Genomic DNA, 22623 nt, shown 5'->3' with positions numbered 1-22623 from the left:
TCTACTCCAAGAATTATCTCAAAATCAGGTAAACTATACGCTTTGTGATTGCTCTATTTATTTTGTTTCATATCTTTTTTGGAAAGCCCGATGACTGCATCGAAACGCCGCTCTATTTACCATATCACTTGCGCCGACGGCCTAGAGCGCTTACTCGCAGAAGAAGTCGTCGAACTTGGCGCAACGATTGTGGATCACCAGCCTCCATTCCAGCAGGGTCGTGTCATTATTGAAGGCACTTTAGAAACGGCTTATCGCATCTGCCTATGGTCCCGCCTTGCCTCACGTGTACTGTTACCACTCTTTACCGTTGAGGTTGAGCGTCAAGATGTCCGTGACGTTGCCGAAGAACTCTTTGAAGCAGCACGCGACTTCGATTGGTCCTTGATCTTCAGCCCGCAAAGTACATTTGTCGTACGCATACAAACTGAACGTGACGTCAAGATGAACAGTCAGTTTGCAACGCTACGCGTAAAAGACGCGGTTGTAGACAGCTTTATGGACAGTCATGGTCGTCGTCCAAGTATTGATACTCAAAATGCCGAAATCACTTTAACCGTGCTGGCTGGCTTACGTAACCATACCTTTAGTCTCGATCTCTCAGGCGACAGCCTACATCGCCGTGGCTATCGCCATGCAATGACCGATGCGCCGCTCAAAGAAAACTTAGCAGCAGCCATTCTTCGTCTCGCGAATTGGCATACCAACAAATACAACACCTTGATCGATCCGATGTGTGGTTCAGGTACCTTTGTGATCGAAGCCCTACTGATGGCAACAGATCGCGCCGCAGGTTTAAATCGTCGCTTTGGTTTCACAGGGTGGTCTGGGCATGATGGCCAAATCTGGAAAGAACTTAAACTCGAAGCACAAGATCGCTTTGAAGCGGCACTCTCCAAACTTGTCGATGCCGATGAATATCCACTGATTGTTTATGCTTTTGATGCCGACTGGGAAGCCGTTAAGGCGACGCGAACCAACATAATTGCGGCAGGACTCGAGCGCTGTTTGCCATTTATTAAGCTGGAAGAACGGACACTTGCGGATTGGCCTGACTTCCACTTACAGTCAGCCTCGGCTGAACACCCAGATACCGCCCTTATTATCACCAACCCACCATACGGTGAGCGTCTAGGTGACAAAGTCAGTAATCGTGCACTGTATCAAGGTTTAGGTTATAACCTGCAAAAGTTCGCACCCAGCCAAACTGCAGCCATTATTGCCTCACAGATTGAACAAGCCGACGTCTTGCAACTGACTAATATCAGTAATACACGTCTGATGAACGGCAAATTACCGATCTATATTCGTATCGGTGATATTTTACCGACTTCAACAAAGCCCTCGTTCCTGCAAGCCTGGCAAACGCCCAATATTCAGTTGCCAGAAGAATCCGCGTCGGCCCAAGATTTTGTTAATCGCCTAATCAAGAATATTGCTAATTTGAAAAAACAGGCTGTCCGCGAAGGCGTTAGTAACTTACGCATCTACGATGCTGACTTACCAGAATTTAATCTTGCCGTTGATCTCTACGGCGATCAAGTTCACGTACAAGAGTACGCGCCGCCTAAGATTATTGACCCAGAAAAAGCCAAGACACGTTTCAATTTGGCATTAGCTGCAGTTCGTCAGGTCTTAAACTTACCGCGTGAAAACGTCTATATCAAAACGCGAGCCCGTCAAAAAGGCAATGAGCAATATGAGAAGAAAAGCGATACCGGTAAACGCTTGATCGTACAGGAAGGCCGCGCGCGTCTTTACGTGAACTTCACTGATTATCTAGATACGGGTCTGTTTCTCGATCATCGCCCAATGCGCCTTAAAATTGCGCAAGAAGCACGCGGTAAACATTTCCTCAATCTCTATTCTTACACCTGTACTGCCAGCGTTCATGCGGCTCTCGGGGGAGCAGCCAGTACGACGAGTGTGGACCTTTCCAATACTTACCTAGACTGGGGCAAAAACAACTTTGCCTTGAATGGATTGACTGTCGATCACCCCGACCAGCAACATCAATTCTTTGCTGCTGAAGTCTTTGAGTGGTTAAAAGAAGGCAGCGAAATGTATGATCTGATTTTTATCGATCCACCAACCTTCTCTAACTCCAAGAAATTCTTTGGTACGTTTGATATTCAACGTGACCATATGTCACTCATTAAGCGTGCGATGAATCGCTTAACCAGCGACGGTGTACTTTATTTCTCAAATAACTTCCGTCGTTTTGAGTTAGATGAGTTGTTACCTGAAATGTTTGAAATCAAAGAAATTACTCAATCGACCATTGGTTTTGACTTTAAGCGCAACACCAAGATCCATAAAGCATGGGAAATTCGTCACTTTCCGGTGTGATCAACGATGAATGAAACACTCCTTATGAAAGCACCGCCTGTGACATTGAATATCATCGGCTGCGGTAATGTTGGCAAAACCTTGGGCCATCTTTGGACGCGTCAGAATGTTTTTAAGGTGCAAGACATTCTGAATCGATCTCACCAAAGCAGTATTGCCGCGGTTGATTTCATACAGGCAGGGCATGTCGTTCAGTCATTTGCCGACATACGCCCCGCTGATCTCTATCTGATTGGCACACCCGATCAACATATCGCGGAATGTTGTGCTGCACTGCTTGCATCAAACATTCTTCGTGCTGGCAATATCGTTTTTCATTGTAGCGGTGCACTGCCCTCGTCGATTTTGGATGCCGTTCGTGCTGTCGGCGCATCGATCGCCAGTATCCATCCCATTAAAAGTTTTGCTGATCCTAAAGCCTCTACTTTAAGTTTTGCAGGTACGTTCTGCGGGGCAGAAGGCGCCCAAGATGCACTGGAGATTTTAATCCCGGCATTTGAAAAGATTGGTGGAAAGATTCTCCCGATTGATTCAGCTCAAAAGACCTATTATCACGCGGCTGGTGTCGTTGTAAGTAATTATCTCACCGCACTTATGGAACTGGGTGTTCAAAGCTATATGCAAGCGGGCATCAGTCGAGAGCAAGCACTTGCCATCATTGATCCTATTGCTCAAGGAACGCTAAAAAATATAGTGAGTCTGGGTACAGCTCAAGCACTCACAGGCCCGATAGCTCGGGGGGATGTAGAGACTGTAGTTAGGCAATTAGAGGCTTTTCAGCAGTGGAAGCCAGAGTACGGGGAGTTGTATAGATTGTTGGGTGGTGTAGCGTTGGAGTTGGCTGAGATTAAAAACATCGCGACAAGGCATGGCATTGAAACATTAAGAAAGAATCTTCTAAATTAATTTTTTAAATTAAAAGCCTTTATTCGACTCTCTTTTAAAAAAAATAAAGCCTAGAAATACCCCAATCACTATGAAGATGCTCCCAGCCAATTGACCAAAGCGATTATTCATTTGATTTGAAATAGAGACTTCCGAGAAGGAGCGAATCATTTGATTACCCGTTTTTATTTGCCATATACTTAATACTTCTCGACGGCTAAAGAAAAAAGTAAATTTTCGATCTTCATAGAGAATTTCTAATGGTTCAGATTTGAGTTTAGCTAACTCAAGAGAGCTATTAACAAGCCCTAATGAGCCATTAATTGTTGGATATTGAAATACATAAGGACTACCACTTAACCAAATATTCGTATATGAAGTTTTACCTTGTACATACTCAATCTTCGAAATTAAACCATTAGCTTTCAACAATGAAGAATGGTTAGGTATTCCAGACATAAGATTAACATTGAATAATATCAAAGAGCCTATGACAAGAGGAATTAATGGCCACAATAAATCCTTCATTTTTTCTTTTATGGCACGGGATATTATGCCCATCGACTATGCCTAAATTTCTAAGTATCAATATGAAAACCATTCAAGGTCTAAAACCACGATAATTACTGCACATGATGAAGAATATCGAATTAATTCAACATCAGGCACAGTATAAATAGCCTCGAACCTACTTCATCACCACCAACACCCGAATAGAATCCGGTACTAGTGACAACTGCTCAAGCAGTTGCAAGCCTTGAGCGCGTTGATGCGTTAAGCGGTCAATTTCATCATCTCGCACACTGGGATTATGTGCTTTGAGATAAATCAAGCGATCCAGCTCTTGCTGCAAATGGTCGCCGTAGCGCTTCTGAGCTGTTTGTGAAAAACTCTTGATCTGTGCACGTGCGAGCTCTTCCGCTTGCTTGTAACGCGCCTCAATCACATCACGACGCAACTTCACAACTTGACGCGCGTTGTTCATATCCAGTGCGTGGATTTGTGGATGAAGCATGGCTGAGTTAATACGCGCAGATAAATCCTGACCACTTTCACTGATCAAAACACGGATCAACTGTTGAGGCAAACTGGCGTTCAAGTTCAGCACTTTGGGCGCAATTACCTCAACTCGGAACCATGCCTCAATCAGAATCTTCCCTGCAGGAATCACTGAACTACGCAGTACCGCCACATTGGCATTGCCAAAAGGCTGAGTCCGGACCAGTTCAAAAATACGACCCATCAGCGGGTGTTCAACCGTCAGGTATTCCGTATCTTCACGGGTGAGCGCTTGCTCGCGATGGAATGTCACGGTCATGCCGTCTTCTGGCAAATCTAGACCATCAACCAGCATCTGATCAGAAGAATGAATAATTAAGCTACCATCATGCTGTTCATCATGTTCAATGTTGGTTGAAGACAAGAAACGCAGCATAAAGTCAGGCAAGGTATTATGTGCATCTTGCTCTTGCATCGCTTGCACGATACGACTCGCAACTTTTGGACGACAAGAGTTGAACTCAAGCAGACGATCTCGCCCCGCTTGCAATTCAGTCTCCAGTTCTAAGCGTTCATCATTGACCTGAACCAATAAGGCATCAAACTGTTCGCCTGTATCACTCAGCAGGTGGTCTTTTAGCTCGACTAAATGATTTTCTTGCAGGACTTGAGCAGTCGGTGAAATATGACCAAAAATATCCAATGCTTCGTTGTACCAGCGGAACATGCGCTCTTGAGCGGTTGCCATTAAATACGGCACATGAATCTGGATACGATTCTGCTGACCAATACGATCCAGACGACCGATGCGCTGCTCTAACACATCAGGATTAGATGGCATATCGAACAGCACAAGGTTGCTGGCAAACTGGAAATTGCGACCTTCTGAACCAATTTCAGAGCACAATAAAATCTGTGCGCCATAGGTGTCATCTGCAAAATAAGCAGCAGCTTGATCACGCTCCAGCAAGCTCATCGCCTCATGGAACATGGCAGTGCGAATTCCACCATGCACGCGCAAAGCAAGCTCTAGCGACTCAACAACGGGTCCACTACGCGCAATGAGCAATACTTTTTGGTGCTTGAGTTCGGTCTTCAGCAGATTTAATAGCCAAGGGACACGGGGATCACTCTGCATCCACTCGCCATCCAGTTGCTGCTCTTCTGGCCACATCTGCTGACGCAAGCTGCCCGTGATAGGCCAACTTTCTGGGGCAGGCAATGGTGCTGGCAAACAATCTCGGCCTTGGAACCCCTGAATCGCTTCACGGGTATTACGGAATAAAATACGACCTGTTCCATGACGGTCAAGTAATTCGTTGATTGCGCGATAGCGAGCATCTGGAGTATCTTCAACAGGATGACCTAAGAGCGCAGCTATGGCTTCATGCTGCTCATCATCAAGCAAGCCTTCTTGCATCAAGGCTTCAGCGACTTGTGCAGTACTTGCGTAATTGGCTTCTTCATCAAGGAAGTGATTTAACGTGTCAAAACGTTCTGGGTCTAGCAATCGCAAGCGTGCAAAATGACTATCCACGCCTAATTGCTCAGGGGTAGCCGTCAATAGCAGCACACCAGCCGTTTGATCAGCAAACTCTGCAACTACGTCATAACGATCATTACCACCGACATCTTCATGCCAAGTCAGATGATGCGCCTCATCAACGACTAATAGATCAAATCCTGCATCTAAAGCCTGTGCTTTTAAATCTTCATGATCGAGTAGTAAATCGATACTAGCAATGATGCAGCTTTCAGTCGCAAATGGATTTGCTTCTGGGTCGTTCTCTTTAAGAAAAGCCGTACGCTCGAGATCGAATAATGAGAAATTAAGATTGAAACGGCGACGCATCTCAATCATCCACTGATACTGTAATGAATCAGGGACCAAAACAAGAATACGCTCACTACGACCAGTCACCAACTGCTGGTGCATAATCAGACCAGCTTCGATGGTTTTACCCAAGCCCACTTCATCGGCAAGGAGTACGCGTGGCGCAAGTCGACGACCCACTTCGTGGGCAATATAAAACTGATGCGGGATCAAACCCACGCGTGGACCAATCATACCGCGCAATAAACTGGTCGACATACGTGCCTGCATGAGCAAAGCTTCGATGCGTAAGTCATACCACTCTTTGGGTTCTAATTGACTGGCGAGCAAACGTTCTAGAGGACGTGCAAGCTGCAAATGCGCGGCAAGACGCGTTTCGGAAAGTGTTTTAGTAATTTCTGGCGCGCTAATCTGTGAACAATGGTAGCGTAAAACGCCTGATTTGACTTCGGTTGAAATCACCAACCAATCAATACCATCTTGATCCGTTAGAGAATCACCTGCTGCAAAAATAATTCGTGATAATGGTGCTGTTGCACGCGAGTAGACTCGCGTCTCATCACTCTTTGGAAATAAAATACTGATGGTTCGCTCATCAACATCAACAAGCACGCCCAAACCCAACTCTGATTCGGTATCTGATAACCACCGCTGGCCTACTGCAAACTCTTGCATAACGCTTTTATTTCCAACTGAACTAAAGAATAGCAACTAAAAAATGATTGTTTTGGCACGACTTGAGCACAATAAAAACCAATCAAATTTCATGGTGCTCATTTTCACATATTTATACGATTTTTATCGTTCTTTTTCAAAAAATAAAGTATCTATTTCTTCATCTAACACAACGATTATAGTGACCAGAAATCTGCATCTTTCGTATAGGTCACCCGCTCACCAGTTACTGGATGATTGAAACTAAGCGCTGCAGCATGCAGACATAAACGATCTATCAGCCTAGACCCAGCATCATCCGCATATAGCGAATCTCCCACTATCGCATGACCGATATATTGACTATGTACACGCAATTGATGAGATCGCCCCGTGACTGGTTTCAGTAACACTTTTGTGACTACTACATTGTTTATTTTTAAATTATTAATTGATTCCCAATGTGTCAGTGCCATTTTCGGATAAAACTTATCCGCTACATGTAACGGCGGAGTGAGAGGTTCATAGCGCACAGGCACATCAACTTTCCCTTCCCCAACCAACTCCCCGAGCAAAATGGCTTGATAAACTTTATCGGTCAAACGGGTTTCAAACTGTCTGGAAATATTACGCTGCGCCTCTATATTCAAGGCAAAAACCATTAAACCAGAGGTATCACGATCTAAACGATGGACTAATTTAATATTAGGTTCAACCGATTGTAAACGGGTTAATAGACTATCAAATAAATGCTCGCCTTTTCCCGGTACGGAAAGCAAACCCGACGACTTATTGACGATCAAATAATCATCACAGCGATAATGAACCGTATAATGAGGTGCTTCAGGAACGACCGAATCGGTAGACATACAAAACGCTAACTATGATTTATAAATAACTATAGTCGCATTATAGCACTTGTTCGATACTTTTAACGCACAAGCACTATTTTGCCCTGTTGCCAAAAGAACGACTAGCCTTTAACGGACATCCTTAAATTGTTCATGCATACGTTGATAAAAACGTAATAATGTTGGATGTTGTTCATCAACTTTTAAGCCTGCCAATCGGCCAAAATCCAATGCTGCATAGAGGGTGAGATCTGCCGCGGTGATGTTATTTCCCGCCAAAAATGGCACAGCTTGCAAACGATGGTCAAAATAAGAAAAACGGGATTGAGCTCGGCGGCGTGCGACGGGTGCAACATCCGGAACCTGTTCGTATTTCCCAGCCCAAAATGGATGGCCATGCTGAAATGCACTCATGAGCGGCAACAAAATCTCAATCTCAGCCTGACGGCTATATTGATCGATCCAAACCTGCGACATTAACTCATCACCTAACAATGGTGTTTCTGGATATTTACCTTCCAGATATCGACAGATTGCCATTGACTCGGTAATAACCTGCCCATCATCAAGCTCTAACGCTGGAATCTGTCCGAGAGGGTGGACCCGCAAATAGTCAGGGGCACGGTTTGCTGAATCGGACAGATTAATTCCAATCACCTCAAGTCCAATATCAACGGGATTCAAACCTTTGGCTGCCAAAAACAAAAGGACTCGCCTCGGGTTCGGTGCTCGATCAGCAATATATAATTTCATTTTTCGCAATTCCCTTATCAAATTTTTCTATTTCAGACACCTAATCATAAACATCAAGTGCTGTATACCAGCACTTGATGCCTTAAATCTCAAATGATACTTAATCGTTACTGCCCACCAAACAATCCAAACGGCAACTGACCGGCATCATCATCGTTATTCTGGTCATCATCACTCTTTGCCGTTGCTGGTGGACGTTCGGCGACATTGATGGCTAGCTTCAAAGTCTGATCACCGCGTTTAACATTTAATTGAATTTGAGTGTTCGGCTTCTGAAGCGCAACCAATTGAATGAGCTGACCAGCCGAGGTTATCGGTGTACCGTTCAAATCTAGAATCGTATCATTTGCTTTTAGACCGCCCCTATCTGCAGGACCATTCTTTTGCGTACCCACAATTTTTACACCGGTACTAGTCCCAGAGCTGGCAACCAAATCATCTGCAGGATCCACCTGATTACGAACTTCGATACCTAGCCAACCACGTGTCACCTTCCCGTTCTGAATAATATCGGTCAAAACTTGTTGTGCTAAGTTTGCTGGAATAGCAAAACCAATCCCCATCGATCCACCTGATCTTGAGAAAATTGCAGTATTGATACCGACTAAACTCCCTGACACATCAACCAAAGCTCCCCCTGAGTTACCGGGATTGATCGCTGCATCCGTTTGAATAAAATCTTCATACGCATTGATTCCAAGACCAGATCGCCCAGTTGCGGAAATGATTCCGTGCGTAACCGTTTGCCCAACACCAAAGGGGTTACCAATAGCCAAAACAATATCACCCACTTCGGTGGATGACTTACGGAATGGCAACACAGGCAATCCCGTTAAATCGACTTTGATCACGGCTAAATCACTGTCTGGATCAGTACCTACCACTTTGGCCTGAGCGCGCCTTCCATCATGCAAGGCAACAACAATTTTATCCGCTTTAGCAACCACGTGATTATTCGTGAGGATATAACCATCCGCAGTCACAATAACACCAGAACCCAAGCTAGTCGGTTCTGGTGACTTATTGGAAGAGCCATCAGATGGATTATCTTGATCGGCACGTCCTTGATGAAATTCAAAGAAACGACGCAACATCGGATCTTGCAATAAAGGATGAACGCGCACCTTTTGAGTAGTATAGATATTGACTACAGCAGGTGCAGCAACCTTGACTGCGGCACTGTAGGAAAAAGCAGCCCCAGAACCTTGGACAACTAATGGAGGCTGGTTTTGCACAGTCACAGTCTCTGTGTGTTTCTTCCACCCTTCTTGTAACTGCCAAAAATATGCCACAACTGCAACTAACAAAAACCAAGGCAATAACATCATGACACGCCGCACGTTCATTCCCCTCATGTACTGAACTAGTGAACAACTCTTACTGCATTGTGACGCATCACTCATACCCGTGCTGCGTCATTGCTGAGACATCTTCAATATATCGCGATAATTTTTTAAATTTCACATAAACAATGCATTATTTTCACCTAGTTTAGGTAAACTTGTGAATCAACAAACTGTTATGTCTTGTGCTATGCCTGTATCTAGTCCGTTATCACCAAATACGACACATCCTGAACTTTCACTAGAAGAGCTTATTCGCTGGTGCGATCAAACCTTATCGTCTCATGCATTCAAAGATTATGCGCCGAATGGATTACAAGTTGAAGGTAAAACAAATATTCGTAAAATCGTTACGGGCGTTACAGCAAATCTAGCACTCATAGATGCTGCAATTGCAGCCCAAGCCGATGCCATTCTGGTTCATCATGGCTACTTCTGGAAAGGTGAGGACGCATGCTTAACAGGCATGAAAGGAAAACGAATAAAGCACCTATTTCAGCACCATATTTCCTTGCTTGCCTACCACCTTCCCTTAGATGCGCATCCGGAACTCGGCAACAATAAAGCCTTTGCTGACCTTATGGAATTTACGACGACTTCAGGATTAGATCCCGTCGAAAAATATCCGGTTGGAAATATCGGATACTGTGAGCCCATGACAGCTTTAGCAATGAGTGATTTGCTGGAGCAACGACTGGGGCGCAAGCCACAGCACCTTGCAGGGGGGCCTGAAATCATTCGCAAGGTAGGCTGGTGTACTGGCGGTGCACAAGGCCTCCTCAACCAAGCTGCCTTAATGGGGTGTGATGCTTATTTCTCAGGCGAAGTCAGTGAGCGGACTTTTCATGAAGCCGCTGAGCTTGGTATTCATTATTTTGAATGTGGACATCATGCTACTGAACGTGGGGGGATACACCGACTAGGACAAGCCATTGCCAAAGAGTTTGGAATTGATGTGGAATTTATTAATATCGAAAATCCCGTTTAACATCATCGTTTAATACCATCGTATTTCGCCCATTTTTTGGGCTTTAGCAACACAAACACACATATCACGCCTTGCCAAAGCGTGGTCGTTTGGGGCAAGGTATTGGGGCGCATTAAATCGCTCTTGGCCTGTTTAAATGGTATCCAATAGCAAGTTAATGCATCGAATCACTTTTCATCAACCTGTCCCTTATAGGAAGTTATCATGGCAGTTTTAGTTGGCAAACCAGCCCCAGATTTTACCGTTGCAGCCGTACTTGGTTCTGGCGAGATCGTTGATACATTTAATTTCGCTGAAGCAACCAAAGACAAATACGCACTTGTATTTTTCTATCCACTCGACTTCACTTTCGTATGTCCTTCAGAACTGATTGCACTTGATCATAAAATCCCTGAATTCAAAGCACGTGGTGTAGAAGTCGTTGGTGTTTCAATTGACTCACAATTCACCCACAACGCATGGCGTAATACCCCTGTTGATCAAGGCGGTATTGGTCCAGTGAAATACACCTTGGCAGCAGATACCAAGCACGAAATTGCACAAGCCTATGATGTCGAATCAGCAGGTGGCGTTGCATTCCGTGGTGCATTCATCATCGACAAAAACGGTATCGTTCGTTCACAAATCGTCAATGACTTGCCACTCGGCCGTAGCATGGACGAAATCCTGCGTATCGTTGACGCACTGCAATTCACTGAAGAAAACGGCGAAGTTTGCCCTGCAAACTGGAAAAAAGGCGATGCAGGCATGACCGCATCTCCAGAAGGTGTTGCCGCTTACTTAGGTGCAAACGCAGACAAACTGTAATTCAACACTGCGTATCGTCAGTTCGTTATAAGATCGAGCGATATGCATTACAGAACAGCTCAGAACATGTTCTGAGCTGTTTAAGTTATAATGATTTTAATAAATAGTGTGAATGAATAATTTAAACACTTGAAATAAGTCAAACAGTTGATTCTCTCAAGTGCTTAAACTGTTTATCTAGATACTGCTTATCAAGAAACAACAGCCAATAGATTCTATTGAATCACAGCCAATTTAAGGAAAGCATCATGTCAGAGATTACTCTACCAGCGCTACCATACGCCAAAGACGCACTTGTCCCTTATATCAGTGCAGAAACACTCGAATTTCATCATGGCAAACATCACCAAACTTACGTCACCAACCTGAACAACCTGATCAAAGATACTGATCTGGCAGGTAAATCACTTGAAGAAATCATTCTGATCTCTGCAAAAGACGCAAGCAAAGCTGGTGTATTTAACAACGCTGCTCAAATCTGGAACCACACCTTCTATTGGAACAGCATCACGCCAAATGGCGGCGGTGAACCAACAGGCCCTATCGCAGCTAAAATTACTGAAGCGTTTGGTAGCTATGAAAAATTCAAAGAAGAGTTCAAGCAAGCTGCACTGACTCAATTCGGTTCTGGCTGGGCATGGCTCGTTGCAGATCAAGTGAATGGCGCGCTATCCATTGTTAAAACTGCAAATGCCGATACCCCATTGGCACACGGTAAAGTTGCTGTATTGACTGTAGACGTATGGGAACATGCTTACTACATCGACTTTCGTAATCGCCGTCCTGACTACGTGACCACATTCCTAGACAAATTGGTCAACTGGGAATATGCAAACGCGAAATTGGCAGGTCAACCTGCAGGTATCGAAAAGTAATTTAGATAGTCGATATAGCAATCATTTTTTGGTTGCTGGTCACTTGAAAATGCTTTGAATGACAGGCTGCTTCGGTAGCCTGTTTTTTATGCGGATAAAATGGAAAGAACGACCATGCGTGCACCCTATATCACCCCTGAAGGATACAAACGCTTAAGCGATGAACTGGACTTTTTATTTCGGGTTCGTCGTCCAGAAGTCACCCGCGCCGTCAGCGAAGCTGCAGCGATGGGCGATCGCTCAGAAAATGCGGAGTATATCTACGGCAAAAAAATGCTACGCGAAATTGATCGCCGTATTCGCTTTTTGCAAAAGCGTTTGCCTGACTTAAAAGTCATCGATCGGTTACCCGATGACCCAACAAAAATCTACTTTGGCGCGTCTGTAGAACTCGAAAATGATGAAGGCGAAATCATTAATATTCGCATTGTTGGTTCAGATGAATTTGATCCCGCACAACATTGGATCAGCATTGAATCGCCTCTAGCACGCGCTTTAATTGGAAAAAAAGTCGATGAAGATGTAAATATTTTGTTACCAGACAACCGCCGCGTTAATTATTACATATTAAATTTTAGATACGACTTATCAGTGACTTAAAAATACCAAGAAGAAAAATAATTGTAAATTTTTAGAAACAATTTCATAAATTTCGCATAAAAAACATACCGTTTATCCAAAAAAGCATGACAAACGACCTCTGAATCTGCATACTGCCCCCCACTTAAATACCGTCACTTGTGACGCTATGCGATGCCGAACCGAGCCATACCGTGCACGATGCACTTTTTTTTAGCATCGTTCCGATACCTGACTGCTGGAGACACCCATGCGCCCCATTTCCGATTGGTTAGCCTTAAGGCCTGCCTTTTTTTCTTTAAACAACGATTCGACTCAAAGCCCTAAGATTCGTTTAAACCAAGAACAAACAGAGACCATACAATCTTACTCCTTCTCTAAAAAAACCGCTTTTAATACACTCAAAAAACCCGTATTGGTCAGCAGTTTAATTATTGCTGGATTATCACTGCAAGGTTTTGGTGAAGCGACACAACTTGATCAAGTCATCGAAAGCCAAAAACTGCGCGTAGTCAGCGTGGCTGGCGATACGACTTTTTTTAGCCGTGACAGCTTTTTACATGGTTTTGGCTATGAAATGTCACGTGAGTTCGCCCGTGACCTCAATGTCAAATTTGAATTTAAACAAGTTGCAACTACAGCCGCAGCCCTAGATCTGGTTAAAAAAGGGAAAGCCGATATTGCGCTGACGACAGCCACAACATCTCAATTGCAAAGTAAATCATTAGCCGCAGTTGACCTTACCTGCGGAAACACACAAGTATTGACGACTCAGGGCTTAGATCCTGCTTTGAATTGGGCGTTCCGTGATGGTCTTGATCCATTGGTCGGAAGTAGCCATGGATTTGTATGTGAGCAGCGTCAAATCGGTAGCACAAAGCAACTCGCGGCTTTTTATAGCCGTACGATGATGAATGACCAAGTCGAAAGAACAGCATTCGCAGAAGCTCTTTCAACACGATTGCCACTACTGAAAGCATCCTTTCAAATGAATGCTAAACAGCAAAAGATTGATTGGCAGCTTTTAGCCGCAGTAAGTTATCAAGAATCACATCTGGTCTCTACTGCGATCTCCCCGACTGGCGTTACAGGTCTGATGATGTTGACTCAAGGCACTGCCATGCAGATGGGCGTTAAAAATCGTCGAGATCCTGTTGAAAGCATCAAAGGCGGAGCACAGTACCTTAAATTAATGCAAGATCAATATACCGATATCCCAAATCCTGATCGTGTATGGTTTTCACTTGCTGCCTATAACATGGGTACAGGCACTTTAGAGCGTGTACGTACCATGCTCAGAAAAGCGGGGAAAAATCCAAATAACTGGGCTGATGTCTTTCAATATCTGGCGGACAACAAAGCTAAAAATACTCAGTACGGACAGTGTATGCATTATGTCACTCGCATTCGTGGTTACTTAGAAGCCATTAAGCAAGATCGTAATCTGACTAAAATTTAAAACCTGCCGCTTGATTTAAAAATCCATCAGACATAAGAAACGCTCAATGAGACCTGCTCACTGGGCGTTTCTTTATGGTGTTGCCACTGGTCGTGTCTACGGGCGCTATATCATATTTATATAGAATCATCATTTTCTTATCCTTAGACTGACATCATTAAACAAAAGAATGGCAGCTTTTTCTGCCCATTTAATTTTGATTTTTGAAATTGAAGAGGAGATAGACGATGAAGCGCTTATTAAAAGTCATGACCGCTGGCCTGCTCGCCGCCCCCATTCTTGCAACTGCATATGTGGGCGTATCTGTTAATGTCGGACAGCCCGGCTTCTATGGCCAGATTAATCTCGGTGATGCACCCCCTCCACAGCTCATCTATACACAACCCATGTGGGTAGAACGACGTCCAGTCGAACTGGAACCAATTTATTTACATGTGCCTTATGATCACGCTAGACGTTGGCGTTATTATTGTGGTCGCTATGATGCCTGCGGTAGACCCGTTTATTTCGTGCGCGATAATTGGTACAACACAGTCTATGTTCCGCACTACCGTGAAAGACATTATCGTGATGTTGGATACCGAGATGACTATCGGGACTATCGTCATGAAGAGCGCCGTGGCGACTGGGATCGGCATGGCGAAGGTCACGGCTGGGAACATGATCGAGGTGACCATGACCGAGGGGAACATGGTCATGGCGGACATGAAGGACATGAAGGACATGGTCACGATCATTAAGACGTGATCTAAAATTTAGCTATATTCCATAAAAAAAGGTTGCCCACTCTCGGCAACCTTTTTTTTATTCACCTTACAGTAAGGGCTGCTGCTTCATCCGTTCTAAAATACGTTGCGGAGCTTGGCTCTCATCATTCATGGCATGTACAGGCAGATAAAAGGTTTGTTCAAAGACGTATTGACCTGCCATTGCTGCATGAGAAACATGGTCCGTGAATACGATCCAGGTACTCCCTGCTGGAAAATCATAAGCCAGATGCTCAACAGTCGCTTGATAATCGAGATCCGCTTTCATACCATCATGCATCCGTAGCATGTAGTGGTCATAATCACTGCGACGACTTTTAGTCAGCCCCACTGAATTTAAAAAACCGCTAACCCCCCATGTGGGGCTGGCAATATGAGGCAAAAACCGCTGAGCAACTTTCTCAAAAGATTCTCCTAATCGCCATGAACGCGGTTTGCCATGAGGATTCACATTGGTAAAAATCCTTAAGATACGCTTATCTTGTACAGGCGTTGCAGGAAAACTATCGACATGAAGGCGTGTATCATCTTTGCGCCATGAGGTCGTACGCCCCGCTATCTCCAGAGGACGATAACTGGTCCGTGACTGAATCAAGTCTTGTTGATACTCAGGAAACAGATGATCCATGAGGCCTTTGGCAAACGTTGCATAGCGTTGCATCATTTTTTGCAATAAAACAGCGGCCTCATCATCTACAATACTGCCCTGAACTTTACCAGTCTTGGGATCAAAGCTCACGTTTTTGCTTTTGCCTATAATAGACGGAGATAAAAACTGATTTTCTTCTTCACTCAATGCAAAGTGTAGCTGCGGTAAAATAAGTACGTCGCCCTGTTCAAGTGAGCGTACAGCTTGCTCAGTCAATTCTTGAGAGAAAGTTTGATTCCAATCGGTAATCGGTAGCTCGAAGACAGCACTCATAGCGCACACTCTAATTCGTTTCATTGACCCTATGATTGTAGCAAAGAATCATGGGAGAAGATGTTTGAAGGAACTCAAATCAGGCTGTACTCGGTGAAAATTGCACATTCAAAGCATGCTCTAGCCATCAATCGGCTGCAATGGTGTCGGTAAAATTAACTGATAAAAGCCTAAATCTAACCAACGACCAAATTTAAACGCAGCTTGCTGAATTGTTCCCGAATGTTTAAAGCCGAGCTTTTCATGTAAAGCAATACTGGCGTGATTGGCAATATCAATCCCGCCGATCATGACATGAAGTTGCTGCTCTGTCGCATATTCAATGAGTTGATTGAGCAGTATCCTGCCCAGCCCTTTACCCCGATGATCCTGATGTATATAAATCGCATGCTCGACTGTATACTTATAGGCGGCCCAGACACGGAAGGTGCCATAGCTGGCAAAGCCCATTAATTGTCCGTTATCATCAACAAGACCAATGACCGGAAAAGACCCCACTTGTTTAACCCGAAACCACTCTTGCATCATTTCTAGTGTTCTTGGCTTGTAATCATACAGTGCCGTTGAATTGGCAATAGCTTCATTAAAAATATCAAGAATAGCCGTTGCATGTAACTCATAAGTACAACTGACAAACTGCATGATTCACAAACCTCATCGCAAACAAAAAGAATCATTGCCAAACATCAAATCTGTCTTGAGTATAACTAAAATAGAACAATACACATTCGATCTGTTTTAGAAACGGCAACTTATCGTATAGTATAAGCCGCTTTACATCATTTATCAGGATCAAACATCATGCCTGCAGCAAAACCACCCATCGAAATCGAAACCGCCGCCCATCCCACATTGTCGGTTATATGGCTCCATGGTTTAGGTGCAGATGGGAATGATTTTGTACCCATAATCCCAGAACTGGGATTATCTAATGATACTGCTATTCGCTTTATTTTTCCGAATGCGCCAGTTATCCCGGTTAGTATCAATGGCGGTTACCAGATGCCTGCCTGGTATGATATTTTGACATTAGATAGTAATAGCCGCGTTGTCGATGAAGCCGGCATCATTGCGAGCAGAAACCTAGTTCGTGCCTTAATCACACAAGAAAATGCGCGTGGTATTCCCAGTGAACGTATAATCATTGCAGGTTTTTCTCAAGGCGGTGCTATTGCCTACACGACCGGGTTAACACACCCTCAGAAACTGGCTGGGATTATTGCACTCTCAACCTATATCCCTTCAGCGACATTGATCAAAACAGAATTTGATGCAGCGAATCAAAATACACCTATTTTTGCTGCGCATGGACGTCAGGATGATGTGGTGAGCTTAAGTATGGGTGAAAGTGCGCGCGATACCGTTCAAGCGTTGGGTTGCCCGATCACTTGGCATACCTATCACATGGCCCACTCAGTCAATTTAGAAGAAATTAAAGCCATTGGGAAATGGCTTGTTGAACGTGTTAACGAAAAGAAATAATATTTCTTACCGCGTTAGAATAACAAAATCATGCAGATTTTTTCTGTTCTAACGCGTCAGCCTCAAGCCGCTCGGCAATATAATCCAGTACCAATTCACGTGTTTTTCCAAGCCAACGAGTTGGTTTGGCCATGGCGACAATCATGGTCATATGATTGACCTTTGGAATAACCACTGACTTGACTGGAACTTTGGCGCGCTCAAGGGCGCGCTTCATTTTCAGCATATTTTTGATGCCGACCAGATTATCATTTTCTGCAACCATCAAATAATGTGGCGGAGCATCTGGGCGTACATGTCGATCCGGCATAACCCCTTCAGGATGTAAATGCGCAGGGAATGCTACCTTGCTCTGGTATTGTCGATAATCAAACGAATAAGGACCCGCTAAACCAATCACGGCTTTAATGGCACCGTTTGGCACATGACTATTGCGCCAGAAGCGCGCATCATCCACAGCAACGACTGCATTAAAAGCACCTGCGGAATGTCCCATGATAAATAGCTTGTTCGGATCACCGCCATATTCGGCAATACGCTGATATACCCAAGCAATCGCACTGACGGAATCATGGATAAAATCAGGATAGATATTTTTTGGCGCTAAACGATAGTCAATCACGACCGTTAAATAACCTGCTTGAGCCAAGCTACGCCCAATAAAACCATGACCCTCTTTTTCACCATGTTGCCATGAACCTCCGTGAATAAAAACGACCACCGGCAAGCCATTTTTAGCATGAATCGTGAGATCAGCAGGAAGGTTTGTGGGTTGATATACATCTAAGAATTGGCGCTGATGCGTACCGTAAGGGATTTTTTTATAGATTTTCAGCCCTTGCATTGAGGATAACGCCGTTAATACCTTAGCAGGCGAATAGCTGAATATACCAACAACTACTCCTCCTAAGGTCCCTACGATCGCAGCTTTCTTAAATCCAGACAATCTTGATAATTTTGACAACTGAGGAAAGCGCAGCGATTTATTCATGATTTAACCAAAATAACTAAAAAAGAATGGTTCCATTTTACAAACACGACTGCACTTCACTCAATGATCAAAATACCCTTATTGCGAATTAGGCAGACTCGTCGCATTAAAACTTGCTGAACTATTGGCGATCAATGGCTGCGTAGAAGTCATCGGGTCTATCGCCACAGGTGTCGTCACCGTATCGCTGTTCATATTGGTGTTGCTGCTCGCAGTCGCATTAGTCAGCGGTTTACTCTCCACAGGTGTAGAAGGCTGCAATGTAGGCGCGACTTCTGGCAAGACATCAATTAGTGAAACGATCTTCGCGATGCTGGATGTACGCTGCAAAGTATCGATGAGCCAATCAATATCGCTCTTGGGTAGTTTACCCATCAAATAAACCACATTGTTTTCAGTAACGACTTTAACCCGCGAGTCTTTAAATCCTTTCAACAACAAAAAGTTTTTACGCACAGTCGCCGTCGTAATGCCGTCCTGAACAATTTGTGCATAACCGATTTCATCGCCAACCGTTAAATAGTTTTGTACGGCTTTAACATCACTCATCGCTTTTAAATTATCTTCTGCAACTTGCTTGAGATGAGCATCTGGTACTTGCCCAGTCAGCAAAGCAACGCTATGAAAACTAGTGATATTCACACGAGATTGTTTAAAGCGTGAATCCAGTTTGTACATATTGATGCTTGCAGTACGTTCAATTGAGTTATCAAGTAGCACCTGGCTAAATGAGCGGTCGCTCGACTCTATCCCAACTGGCTGAGTTCCTGTATTCGCAGCGATAAAAGAACTACACCCTGTGAGTAGCAGTGTTGAAGACAACACGGATACGGTCGTCACTTTAGAGATGCTCGTTGCCGTTGCAAAACTGGTGGTCTTTAAAAGCGCATTGGTTTTTGCAAACATGTTTTTCCAAACAAGCGCTATACGTTTGCTTTTTTCAGCTTTTTGATCTTTGGAAAGCCGTTTAAATCGTTGCATTCTCGCCTCTTTATTTTTTAGATCAATTTGACTTAAAACCGAATCATTTAAACCCTGCATATCTTGCCTCAACACCCACCAATCTTTCTTTAGACCCAAGTCTAGCAAAATAGTTACTCACAAAATGAGTTGATTGTGTTAAATCCAGTGAAAGTTTGGAGAACCCCATTACATATGTGGAGAGCCTGTAACTATGGTTCATCACTACACCGCGTAAAAAGCGCCTTCTAACCAATCAATCTTAAATGCTGTCATAGGAGCAGAATCGTGAAACGCTGAATTTCCTTCAATAGTGACGACATCAAATCGGCAATCATAAGACTCATACTGAGTAAATCGTTGCAAAAACAAAGCTGCTGTTTTGCTGATCTTACGTTGTTTGGCAAAGGTCACACTCTCTGCTGCACTACCAAATCGACTAGGTCGTCTTAATCGTACTTCGACAAAAATGAGTAATTTATCTTTTGCCATAACGAGATCAATTTCACCCACTTTGCCATGGAAATTTTGAGCAACAAGTGTAAATCCCTGAATTTTTAAAAAGGCTAAAGCATGCTCTTCAGCATATTGCCCAGCAGCATGCGTGGGGCTCGTAGAGCGTCCAACGGTCATTGCACACTCAAGAAAAATTGGGTTTTGTCTCGTATCATTTAAAAATCCTTTTTAATGTTTCTTACTTTGGAACGAGGCCGCCGGAAGTCGCCTGAAAACAAATTGGCACGCGATTAATATCTTGATTATTCAAGGTCATTAGACCTGTCCGTCCCGAAAACTTTGCACTGAGTGCATGATCACGGATGAGTAAAGCAATTTGCCACGCATCCGCACCAAACGCACGTAGTCGCTGTACATTACTCGGGGCTGGCTGAGCTTTATTTAATGCATTAAGTTCAGGCCAATCTGCTCTTAAGAGTGCGGGTGTATCGCAGAACTGTAAACCTGTCTGTACGGGTAACCTACGATCAAAAGCAAAAGCGGGGATATACACACGCTCCTTGGGTAGCTTCTGCTGACTCACCCATTGCGCATCGCCAAGAATGAGTAAGCCTTGATTCGCTGGCAAATTTGTCGGTATGGCTTTGATGTCGATAGTCTTCATTTTTCCGGACTTGAGTAAAGCCTCTTTAAATCGCTGCCCGCTGGTAAACTTGGGCTCGGTGACAATTGAAAGCTGAGTTACCCCATCACCTTGCATCGTTTTAAGCAAGGTGATGGCATCTTCATCGGGTGCAAGTGCAAATTGCCACACATTACGTTGACTTTGGGGAACTTGATTGAGTGCCAGTACAGGGACTTTAGGCGAGAGATTGACCAACTCACCAACCTGCTCACGCGCCAAGGGACCAATCACCAGTTCGGTATCCGATTTAACTTCTTTAGCCAATAAAATATCCATCGGCTGATCACTGCTGTCAACAAAACGCAGCGCAGGGCGCTGTGTTCCTGCATAATAGGCAGCGGACAATCCATCTTTAACACTCTGAGCTGCAGGTGCTAAGGCACCGCGTTCAGGCAGTAGTACCAAAATTTCGGCATGAGCCAAAGGTATGCCACTCAGCATGGGTATAATCAGGCTAGAACACAGTTTCTGTGATAGGGTTTTACGCATCACTGCCCACTCCTGCTATCGATTGTCCAAATATATTCATTATTAGGTGAAGTAATTTTACGTCGTTCATGCATGACATTGTTGTGAACATTAATCTTAAACGATGCTTTAATTATAGTGTAATACTAATCAAAACATCACGTTAAACATGGAACATATCTCTTATGGCTGGAACTCTCTATGTCGTTGCCACGCCAATCGGCAATTTTGATGACTTTTCACATCGCTCAGAACAAACCCTTAAAACATGTCAAATCATCGCGGCTGAAGATACACGGCATTCCGGCCACCTACTATCTGCTTATAGCATCAATACCCCGACTACAGCATGTCACGACCACAATGAAGGACAAAAAGTTCCTGAACTGATCGCAAGACTTCAGCAAGGTGATCATGTGTCCCTCATTAGTGATGCTGGCACCCCACTGATCAGCGATCCGGGATTTCGCCTTGTTCGTGCCGCACATGAGGCAGGCATCAAAGTTGTTCCTGTCCCCGGTGCTTGTGCCGCAATTGCCGCGCTCTCTGCTTCGGGCTTACCCAGCGATCGTTTTAGCTTTGAGGGTTTTCTTCCTGCAAAAACTCATGCTCGCAAACAAACACTCGAAGGACTCAAAAAAGATACACGTACTCTAATATTTTACGAAGCGCCGCATCGAATCCTTGATAGTTTGTCAGACTTTGTCGAAGTTTTTGGTATCAATCGTGATGCTTGTTTAGCACGTGAAATCACAAAAACCTTTGAAACAATTAAGAAATCGACGCTTGGAGAGCTTTTAGCTTTTGTACAAAACGATAACAATCAGCAGCGCGGCGAAATCGTTTTGGTGATCGGAGGGTTTAATGCGGAACAAGAGGTTGAAAACACAGAAGTCACAGATAAATTATTAAAACGATTATTACAGGACTTGCCTGTCAAGGCAGCTGCTCAGCTGGCAGCTGAACTGACGGGACTAAAAAAAAATGAACTATACCAACGCGCGCTATCATTGAAAGATCAATAAGCGAAAAATACTTCTCTATCACCTTTTTTGTTTGACTACTGCAACGTCATCATGCACGTTGCAGTCCATTAATTTTATCTATTTACAGTATTAGTCGCGAATACTTTCGTCAGCAGGCACTTCTTGAATACGCCCACCTTGAGCCAGAAAACGCTCAAGTTCTTCAGCTAATCTCTGGCGCTCATCGCGCTTTGCACTCGGCGATAAGCTTTCTGCTTGTGCAACATCATCAGGCGCTGGACGTCCTTCACCATCGCCTTTGCTGGCCCCTGCAGCGGCATCTACATCGCCATCATCTGATGCAACGACAGCATCGACATCATCAATACCATCATCATCCGCAGTCTCATCTGACGGATCAACACCTTCATAATCATCGCTATATTCAGTACTGCTCATCTACATCTCCTTTTACGTCTTACCTAACGCTTTTCACAACGACTCAACTTCCACGCTTTATATCATATCTCAATGCCATATAGCACCGATTT

General features: G+C 44.1%; 22 protein-coding genes. 10 read left to right on the top strand and 12 right to left on the bottom strand.

What is annotated here, in order from left to right; translation table 11 throughout:
• Positions 1-90: 90 nt before the first annotated feature.
• Both rlmKL and HYN46_RS06255 read left to right on the top strand, forming a co-directional pair.
• Entirely contained in the window at positions 91-2349 is a 2259-nt protein-coding gene (rlmKL, locus tag HYN46_RS06260; protein WP_114898575.1) for a bifunctional 23S rRNA (guanine(2069)-N(7))-methyltransferase RlmK/23S rRNA (guanine(2445)-N(2))-methyltransferase RlmL, read from the top strand.
• 6 nt (positions 2350-2355) lie between these two features.
• A complete protein-coding gene (locus HYN46_RS06255) occupies positions 2356-3255 on the top strand; it encodes a Rossmann-like and DUF2520 domain-containing protein (protein WP_114898574.1) in 900 nt (299 codons plus the stop codon).
• Positions 3256-3264: 9 nt separating this feature from the next.
• On the opposite strand, the gene HYN46_RS06250 is transcribed toward HYN46_RS06255, so the two are convergent.
• The 5 genes from HYN46_RS06250 to HYN46_RS06230 form a co-directional block, all read right to left on the bottom strand.
• A complete protein-coding gene (locus tag HYN46_RS06250) occupies positions 3265-3795 on the bottom strand; it encodes a hypothetical protein (protein ID WP_114898573.1) in 531 nt (176 codons plus the stop codon).
• Positions 3796-3922: 127 nt separating this feature from the next.
• Positions 3923-6742: an RNA polymerase-associated protein RapA gene (gene rapA, locus HYN46_RS06245; RefSeq protein WP_114898572.1), complete on the bottom strand. Its 2820-nt coding sequence runs from the start codon at positions 6740-6742 to the stop codon at positions 3923-3925.
• A 176-nt stretch (positions 6743-6918) separates the two neighbouring features.
• A complete protein-coding gene (locus tag HYN46_RS06240) occupies positions 6919-7590 on the bottom strand; it encodes an RluA family pseudouridine synthase (RefSeq protein ID WP_114898571.1) in 672 nt (223 codons plus the stop codon).
• Between the two features lie 111 nt (positions 7591-7701).
• The gene (locus tag HYN46_RS06235) at positions 7702-8325 is read right to left on the bottom strand and encodes a glutathione S-transferase family protein (protein WP_114898570.1); all 624 of its coding nucleotides are present in this window, start codon (positions 8323-8325) and stop codon (positions 7702-7704) included.
• Between the two features lie 107 nt (positions 8326-8432).
• Positions 8433-9665 (bottom strand): S1C family serine protease, encoded by a 1233-nt coding sequence (locus tag HYN46_RS06230; RefSeq protein WP_407640773.1) that lies wholly within the window; start codon positions 9663-9665, stop codon positions 8433-8435.
• Between the two features lie 193 nt (positions 9666-9858).
• Between HYN46_RS06230 and HYN46_RS06225 the strand changes: the two genes are divergently transcribed.
• The 6 genes from HYN46_RS06225 (at position 9859) to HYN46_RS06200 (ending at position 15116) form a co-directional block, all read left to right on the top strand.
• Complete coding sequence (locus HYN46_RS06225) at positions 9859-10656, top strand: Nif3-like dinuclear metal center hexameric protein (protein WP_114898568.1); 798 nt, start codon at positions 9859-9861, stop codon at positions 10654-10656.
• A 204-nt stretch (positions 10657-10860) separates the two neighbouring features.
• Positions 10861-11463, top strand: coding sequence for a peroxiredoxin (locus HYN46_RS06220; protein ID WP_114898567.1), 603 nt, complete (start codon positions 10861-10863; stop codon positions 11461-11463).
• A 248-nt stretch (positions 11464-11711) separates the two neighbouring features.
• Positions 11712-12338, top strand: coding sequence for a superoxide dismutase (locus tag HYN46_RS06215; RefSeq protein ID WP_114898566.1), 627 nt, complete (start codon positions 11712-11714; stop codon positions 12336-12338).
• Positions 12339-12452: 114 nt separating this feature from the next.
• Entirely contained in the window at positions 12453-12938 is a 486-nt protein-coding gene (greB, locus tag HYN46_RS06210; RefSeq protein WP_114898565.1) for a transcription elongation factor GreB, read from the top strand.
• A 229-nt stretch (positions 12939-13167) separates the two neighbouring features.
• On the top strand, positions 13168-14376 hold the full coding sequence (locus tag HYN46_RS06205) for an MltF family protein (protein ID WP_114898564.1): 1209 nt from the start codon (positions 13168-13170) through the stop codon (positions 14374-14376).
• 227 nt (positions 14377-14603) lie between these two features.
• Positions 14604-15116 carry a hypothetical protein gene (locus HYN46_RS06200; protein WP_210009421.1) on the top strand — a complete coding sequence of 171 codons (513 nt, stop codon included), beginning with the start codon at positions 14604-14606 and terminating at the stop codon, positions 15114-15116.
• A gap of 73 nt (positions 15117-15189) precedes the next feature.
• On the opposite strand, the gene HYN46_RS06195 is transcribed toward HYN46_RS06200, so the two are convergent.
• Together HYN46_RS06195 and HYN46_RS06190 are read right to left on the bottom strand one after the other, a co-directional pair.
• Positions 15190-16065 (bottom strand): Kdo hydroxylase family protein, encoded by an 876-nt coding sequence (locus tag HYN46_RS06195; protein WP_114898563.1) that lies wholly within the window; start codon positions 16063-16065, stop codon positions 15190-15192.
• Positions 16066-16185: 120 nt separating this feature from the next.
• Positions 16186-16707, bottom strand: coding sequence for a GNAT family N-acetyltransferase (locus HYN46_RS06190; protein WP_114898562.1), 522 nt, complete (start codon positions 16705-16707; stop codon positions 16186-16188).
• A gap of 159 nt (positions 16708-16866) precedes the next feature.
• Here HYN46_RS06190 and HYN46_RS06185 point away from each other — a divergent pair, with 159 nt between their 5' ends.
• Entirely contained in the window at positions 16867-17547 is a 681-nt protein-coding gene (locus HYN46_RS06185; RefSeq protein WP_114898561.1) for an alpha/beta hydrolase, read from the top strand.
• A gap of 28 nt (positions 17548-17575) precedes the next feature.
• On the opposite strand, the gene HYN46_RS06180 is transcribed toward HYN46_RS06185, so the two are convergent.
• The 4 genes from HYN46_RS06180 to HYN46_RS06165 all read right to left on the bottom strand — a co-directional run bounded on the left by HYN46_RS06180 (position 17576) and on the right by HYN46_RS06165 (position 21128).
• The gene (locus HYN46_RS06180; protein ID WP_210009419.1) at positions 17576-18538 is read right to left on the bottom strand and encodes an alpha/beta hydrolase; all 963 of its coding nucleotides are present in this window, start codon (positions 18536-18538) and stop codon (positions 17576-17578) included.
• Between the two features lie 78 nt (positions 18539-18616).
• The gene (locus tag HYN46_RS06175) at positions 18617-19387 is read right to left on the bottom strand and encodes a BON domain-containing protein (RefSeq protein WP_407640793.1); all 771 of its coding nucleotides are present in this window, start codon (positions 19385-19387) and stop codon (positions 18617-18619) included.
• A gap of 336 nt (positions 19388-19723) precedes the next feature.
• Positions 19724-20131, bottom strand: a complete 408-nt coding sequence (locus tag HYN46_RS06170; RefSeq protein ID WP_114898560.1) for a YraN family protein — start codon at positions 20129-20131, stop codon at positions 19724-19726.
• A 61-nt stretch (positions 20132-20192) separates the two neighbouring features.
• The gene (locus HYN46_RS06165; RefSeq protein ID WP_114898559.1) at positions 20193-21128 is read right to left on the bottom strand and encodes a penicillin-binding protein activator; all 936 of its coding nucleotides are present in this window, start codon (positions 21126-21128) and stop codon (positions 20193-20195) included.
• A 164-nt stretch (positions 21129-21292) separates the two neighbouring features.
• Here HYN46_RS06165 and rsmI point away from each other — a divergent pair, with 164 nt between their 5' ends.
• Positions 21293-22132 carry a 16S rRNA (cytidine(1402)-2'-O)-methyltransferase gene (gene rsmI / locus HYN46_RS06160; protein WP_114898558.1) on the top strand — a complete coding sequence of 280 codons (840 nt, stop codon included), beginning with the start codon at positions 21293-21295 and terminating at the stop codon, positions 22130-22132.
• 90 nt (positions 22133-22222) lie between these two features.
• Here rsmI and HYN46_RS06155 read toward each other — a convergent pair whose 3' ends face one another.
• Entirely contained in the window at positions 22223-22531 is a 309-nt protein-coding gene (locus HYN46_RS06155) for a hypothetical protein (RefSeq protein WP_114898557.1), read from the bottom strand.
• Positions 22532-22623: the final 92 nt, after the last annotated feature.

Source organism: Aquirhabdus parva (genome assembly GCF_003351745.1).
Taxonomy (GTDB): domain Bacteria; phylum Pseudomonadota; class Gammaproteobacteria; order Pseudomonadales; family Moraxellaceae; genus Aquirhabdus; species Aquirhabdus parva.
Note: the sequence above shows the minus strand (reverse complement) of the source record. Positions and strands in the feature narration are given on the sequence as shown.

Excerpts from the sequence above, each read along its gene's own strand:
- greB (WP_114898565.1), top strand. The coding sequence starts at position 12,453 with ATGCGTGCACCCTATATCACCCCTGAAGGATACAAACGCTTAAGCGAT.
- HYN46_RS06235 (WP_114898570.1), bottom strand. The coding sequence starts at position 8,325 with ATGAAATTATATATTGCTGATCGAGCACCGAACCCGAGGCGAGTCCTT.
- HYN46_RS06170 (WP_114898560.1), bottom strand. The coding sequence starts at position 20,131 with ATGACCGTTGGACGCTCTACGAGCCCCACGCATGCTGCTGGGCAATAT.
- rsmI (WP_114898558.1), top strand. The coding sequence starts at position 21,293 with ATGGCTGGAACTCTCTATGTCGTTGCCACGCCAATCGGCAATTTTGAT.
- HYN46_RS06255 (WP_114898574.1), top strand. The coding sequence starts at position 2,356 with ATGAATGAAACACTCCTTATGAAAGCACCGCCTGTGACATTGAATATC.
- HYN46_RS06185 (WP_114898561.1), top strand. The coding sequence starts at position 16,867 with ATGCCTGCAGCAAAACCACCCATCGAAATCGAAACCGCCGCCCATCCC.
- rapA (WP_114898572.1), bottom strand. The coding sequence starts at position 6,742 with ATGCAAGAGTTTGCAGTAGGCCAGCGGTGGTTATCAGATACCGAATCA.
- HYN46_RS06200 (WP_210009421.1), top strand. The coding sequence starts at position 14,604 with ATGAAGCGCTTATTAAAAGTCATGACCGCTGGCCTGCTCGCCGCCCCC.
- HYN46_RS06165 (WP_114898559.1), bottom strand. The coding sequence starts at position 21,128 with ATGCGTAAAACCCTATCACAGAAACTGTGTTCTAGCCTGATTATACCC.
- HYN46_RS06205 (WP_114898564.1), top strand. The coding sequence starts at position 13,168 with ATGCGCCCCATTTCCGATTGGTTAGCCTTAAGGCCTGCCTTTTTTTCT.
- HYN46_RS06195 (WP_114898563.1), bottom strand. The coding sequence starts at position 16,065 with ATGAGTGCTGTCTTCGAGCTACCGATTACCGATTGGAATCAAACTTTC.
- HYN46_RS06190 (WP_114898562.1), bottom strand. The coding sequence starts at position 16,707 with ATGCAGTTTGTCAGTTGTACTTATGAGTTACATGCAACGGCTATTCTT.
- HYN46_RS06240 (WP_114898571.1), bottom strand. The coding sequence starts at position 7,590 with ATGTCTACCGATTCGGTCGTTCCTGAAGCACCTCATTATACGGTTCAT.
- HYN46_RS06225 (WP_114898568.1), top strand. The coding sequence starts at position 9,859 with ATGCCTGTATCTAGTCCGTTATCACCAAATACGACACATCCTGAACTT.
- rlmKL (WP_114898575.1), top strand. The coding sequence starts at position 91 with ATGACTGCATCGAAACGCCGCTCTATTTACCATATCACTTGCGCCGAC.
- HYN46_RS06215 (WP_114898566.1), top strand. The coding sequence starts at position 11,712 with ATGTCAGAGATTACTCTACCAGCGCTACCATACGCCAAAGACGCACTT.
- HYN46_RS06155 (WP_114898557.1), bottom strand. The coding sequence starts at position 22,531 with ATGAGCAGTACTGAATATAGCGATGATTATGAAGGTGTTGATCCGTCA.
- HYN46_RS06180 (WP_210009419.1), bottom strand. The coding sequence starts at position 18,538 with ATGAATAAATCGCTGCGCTTTCCTCAGTTGTCAAAATTATCAAGATTG.
- HYN46_RS06220 (WP_114898567.1), top strand. The coding sequence starts at position 10,861 with ATGGCAGTTTTAGTTGGCAAACCAGCCCCAGATTTTACCGTTGCAGCC.
- HYN46_RS06250 (WP_114898573.1), bottom strand. The coding sequence starts at position 3,795 with ATGGGCATAATATCCCGTGCCATAAAAGAAAAAATGAAGGATTTATTG.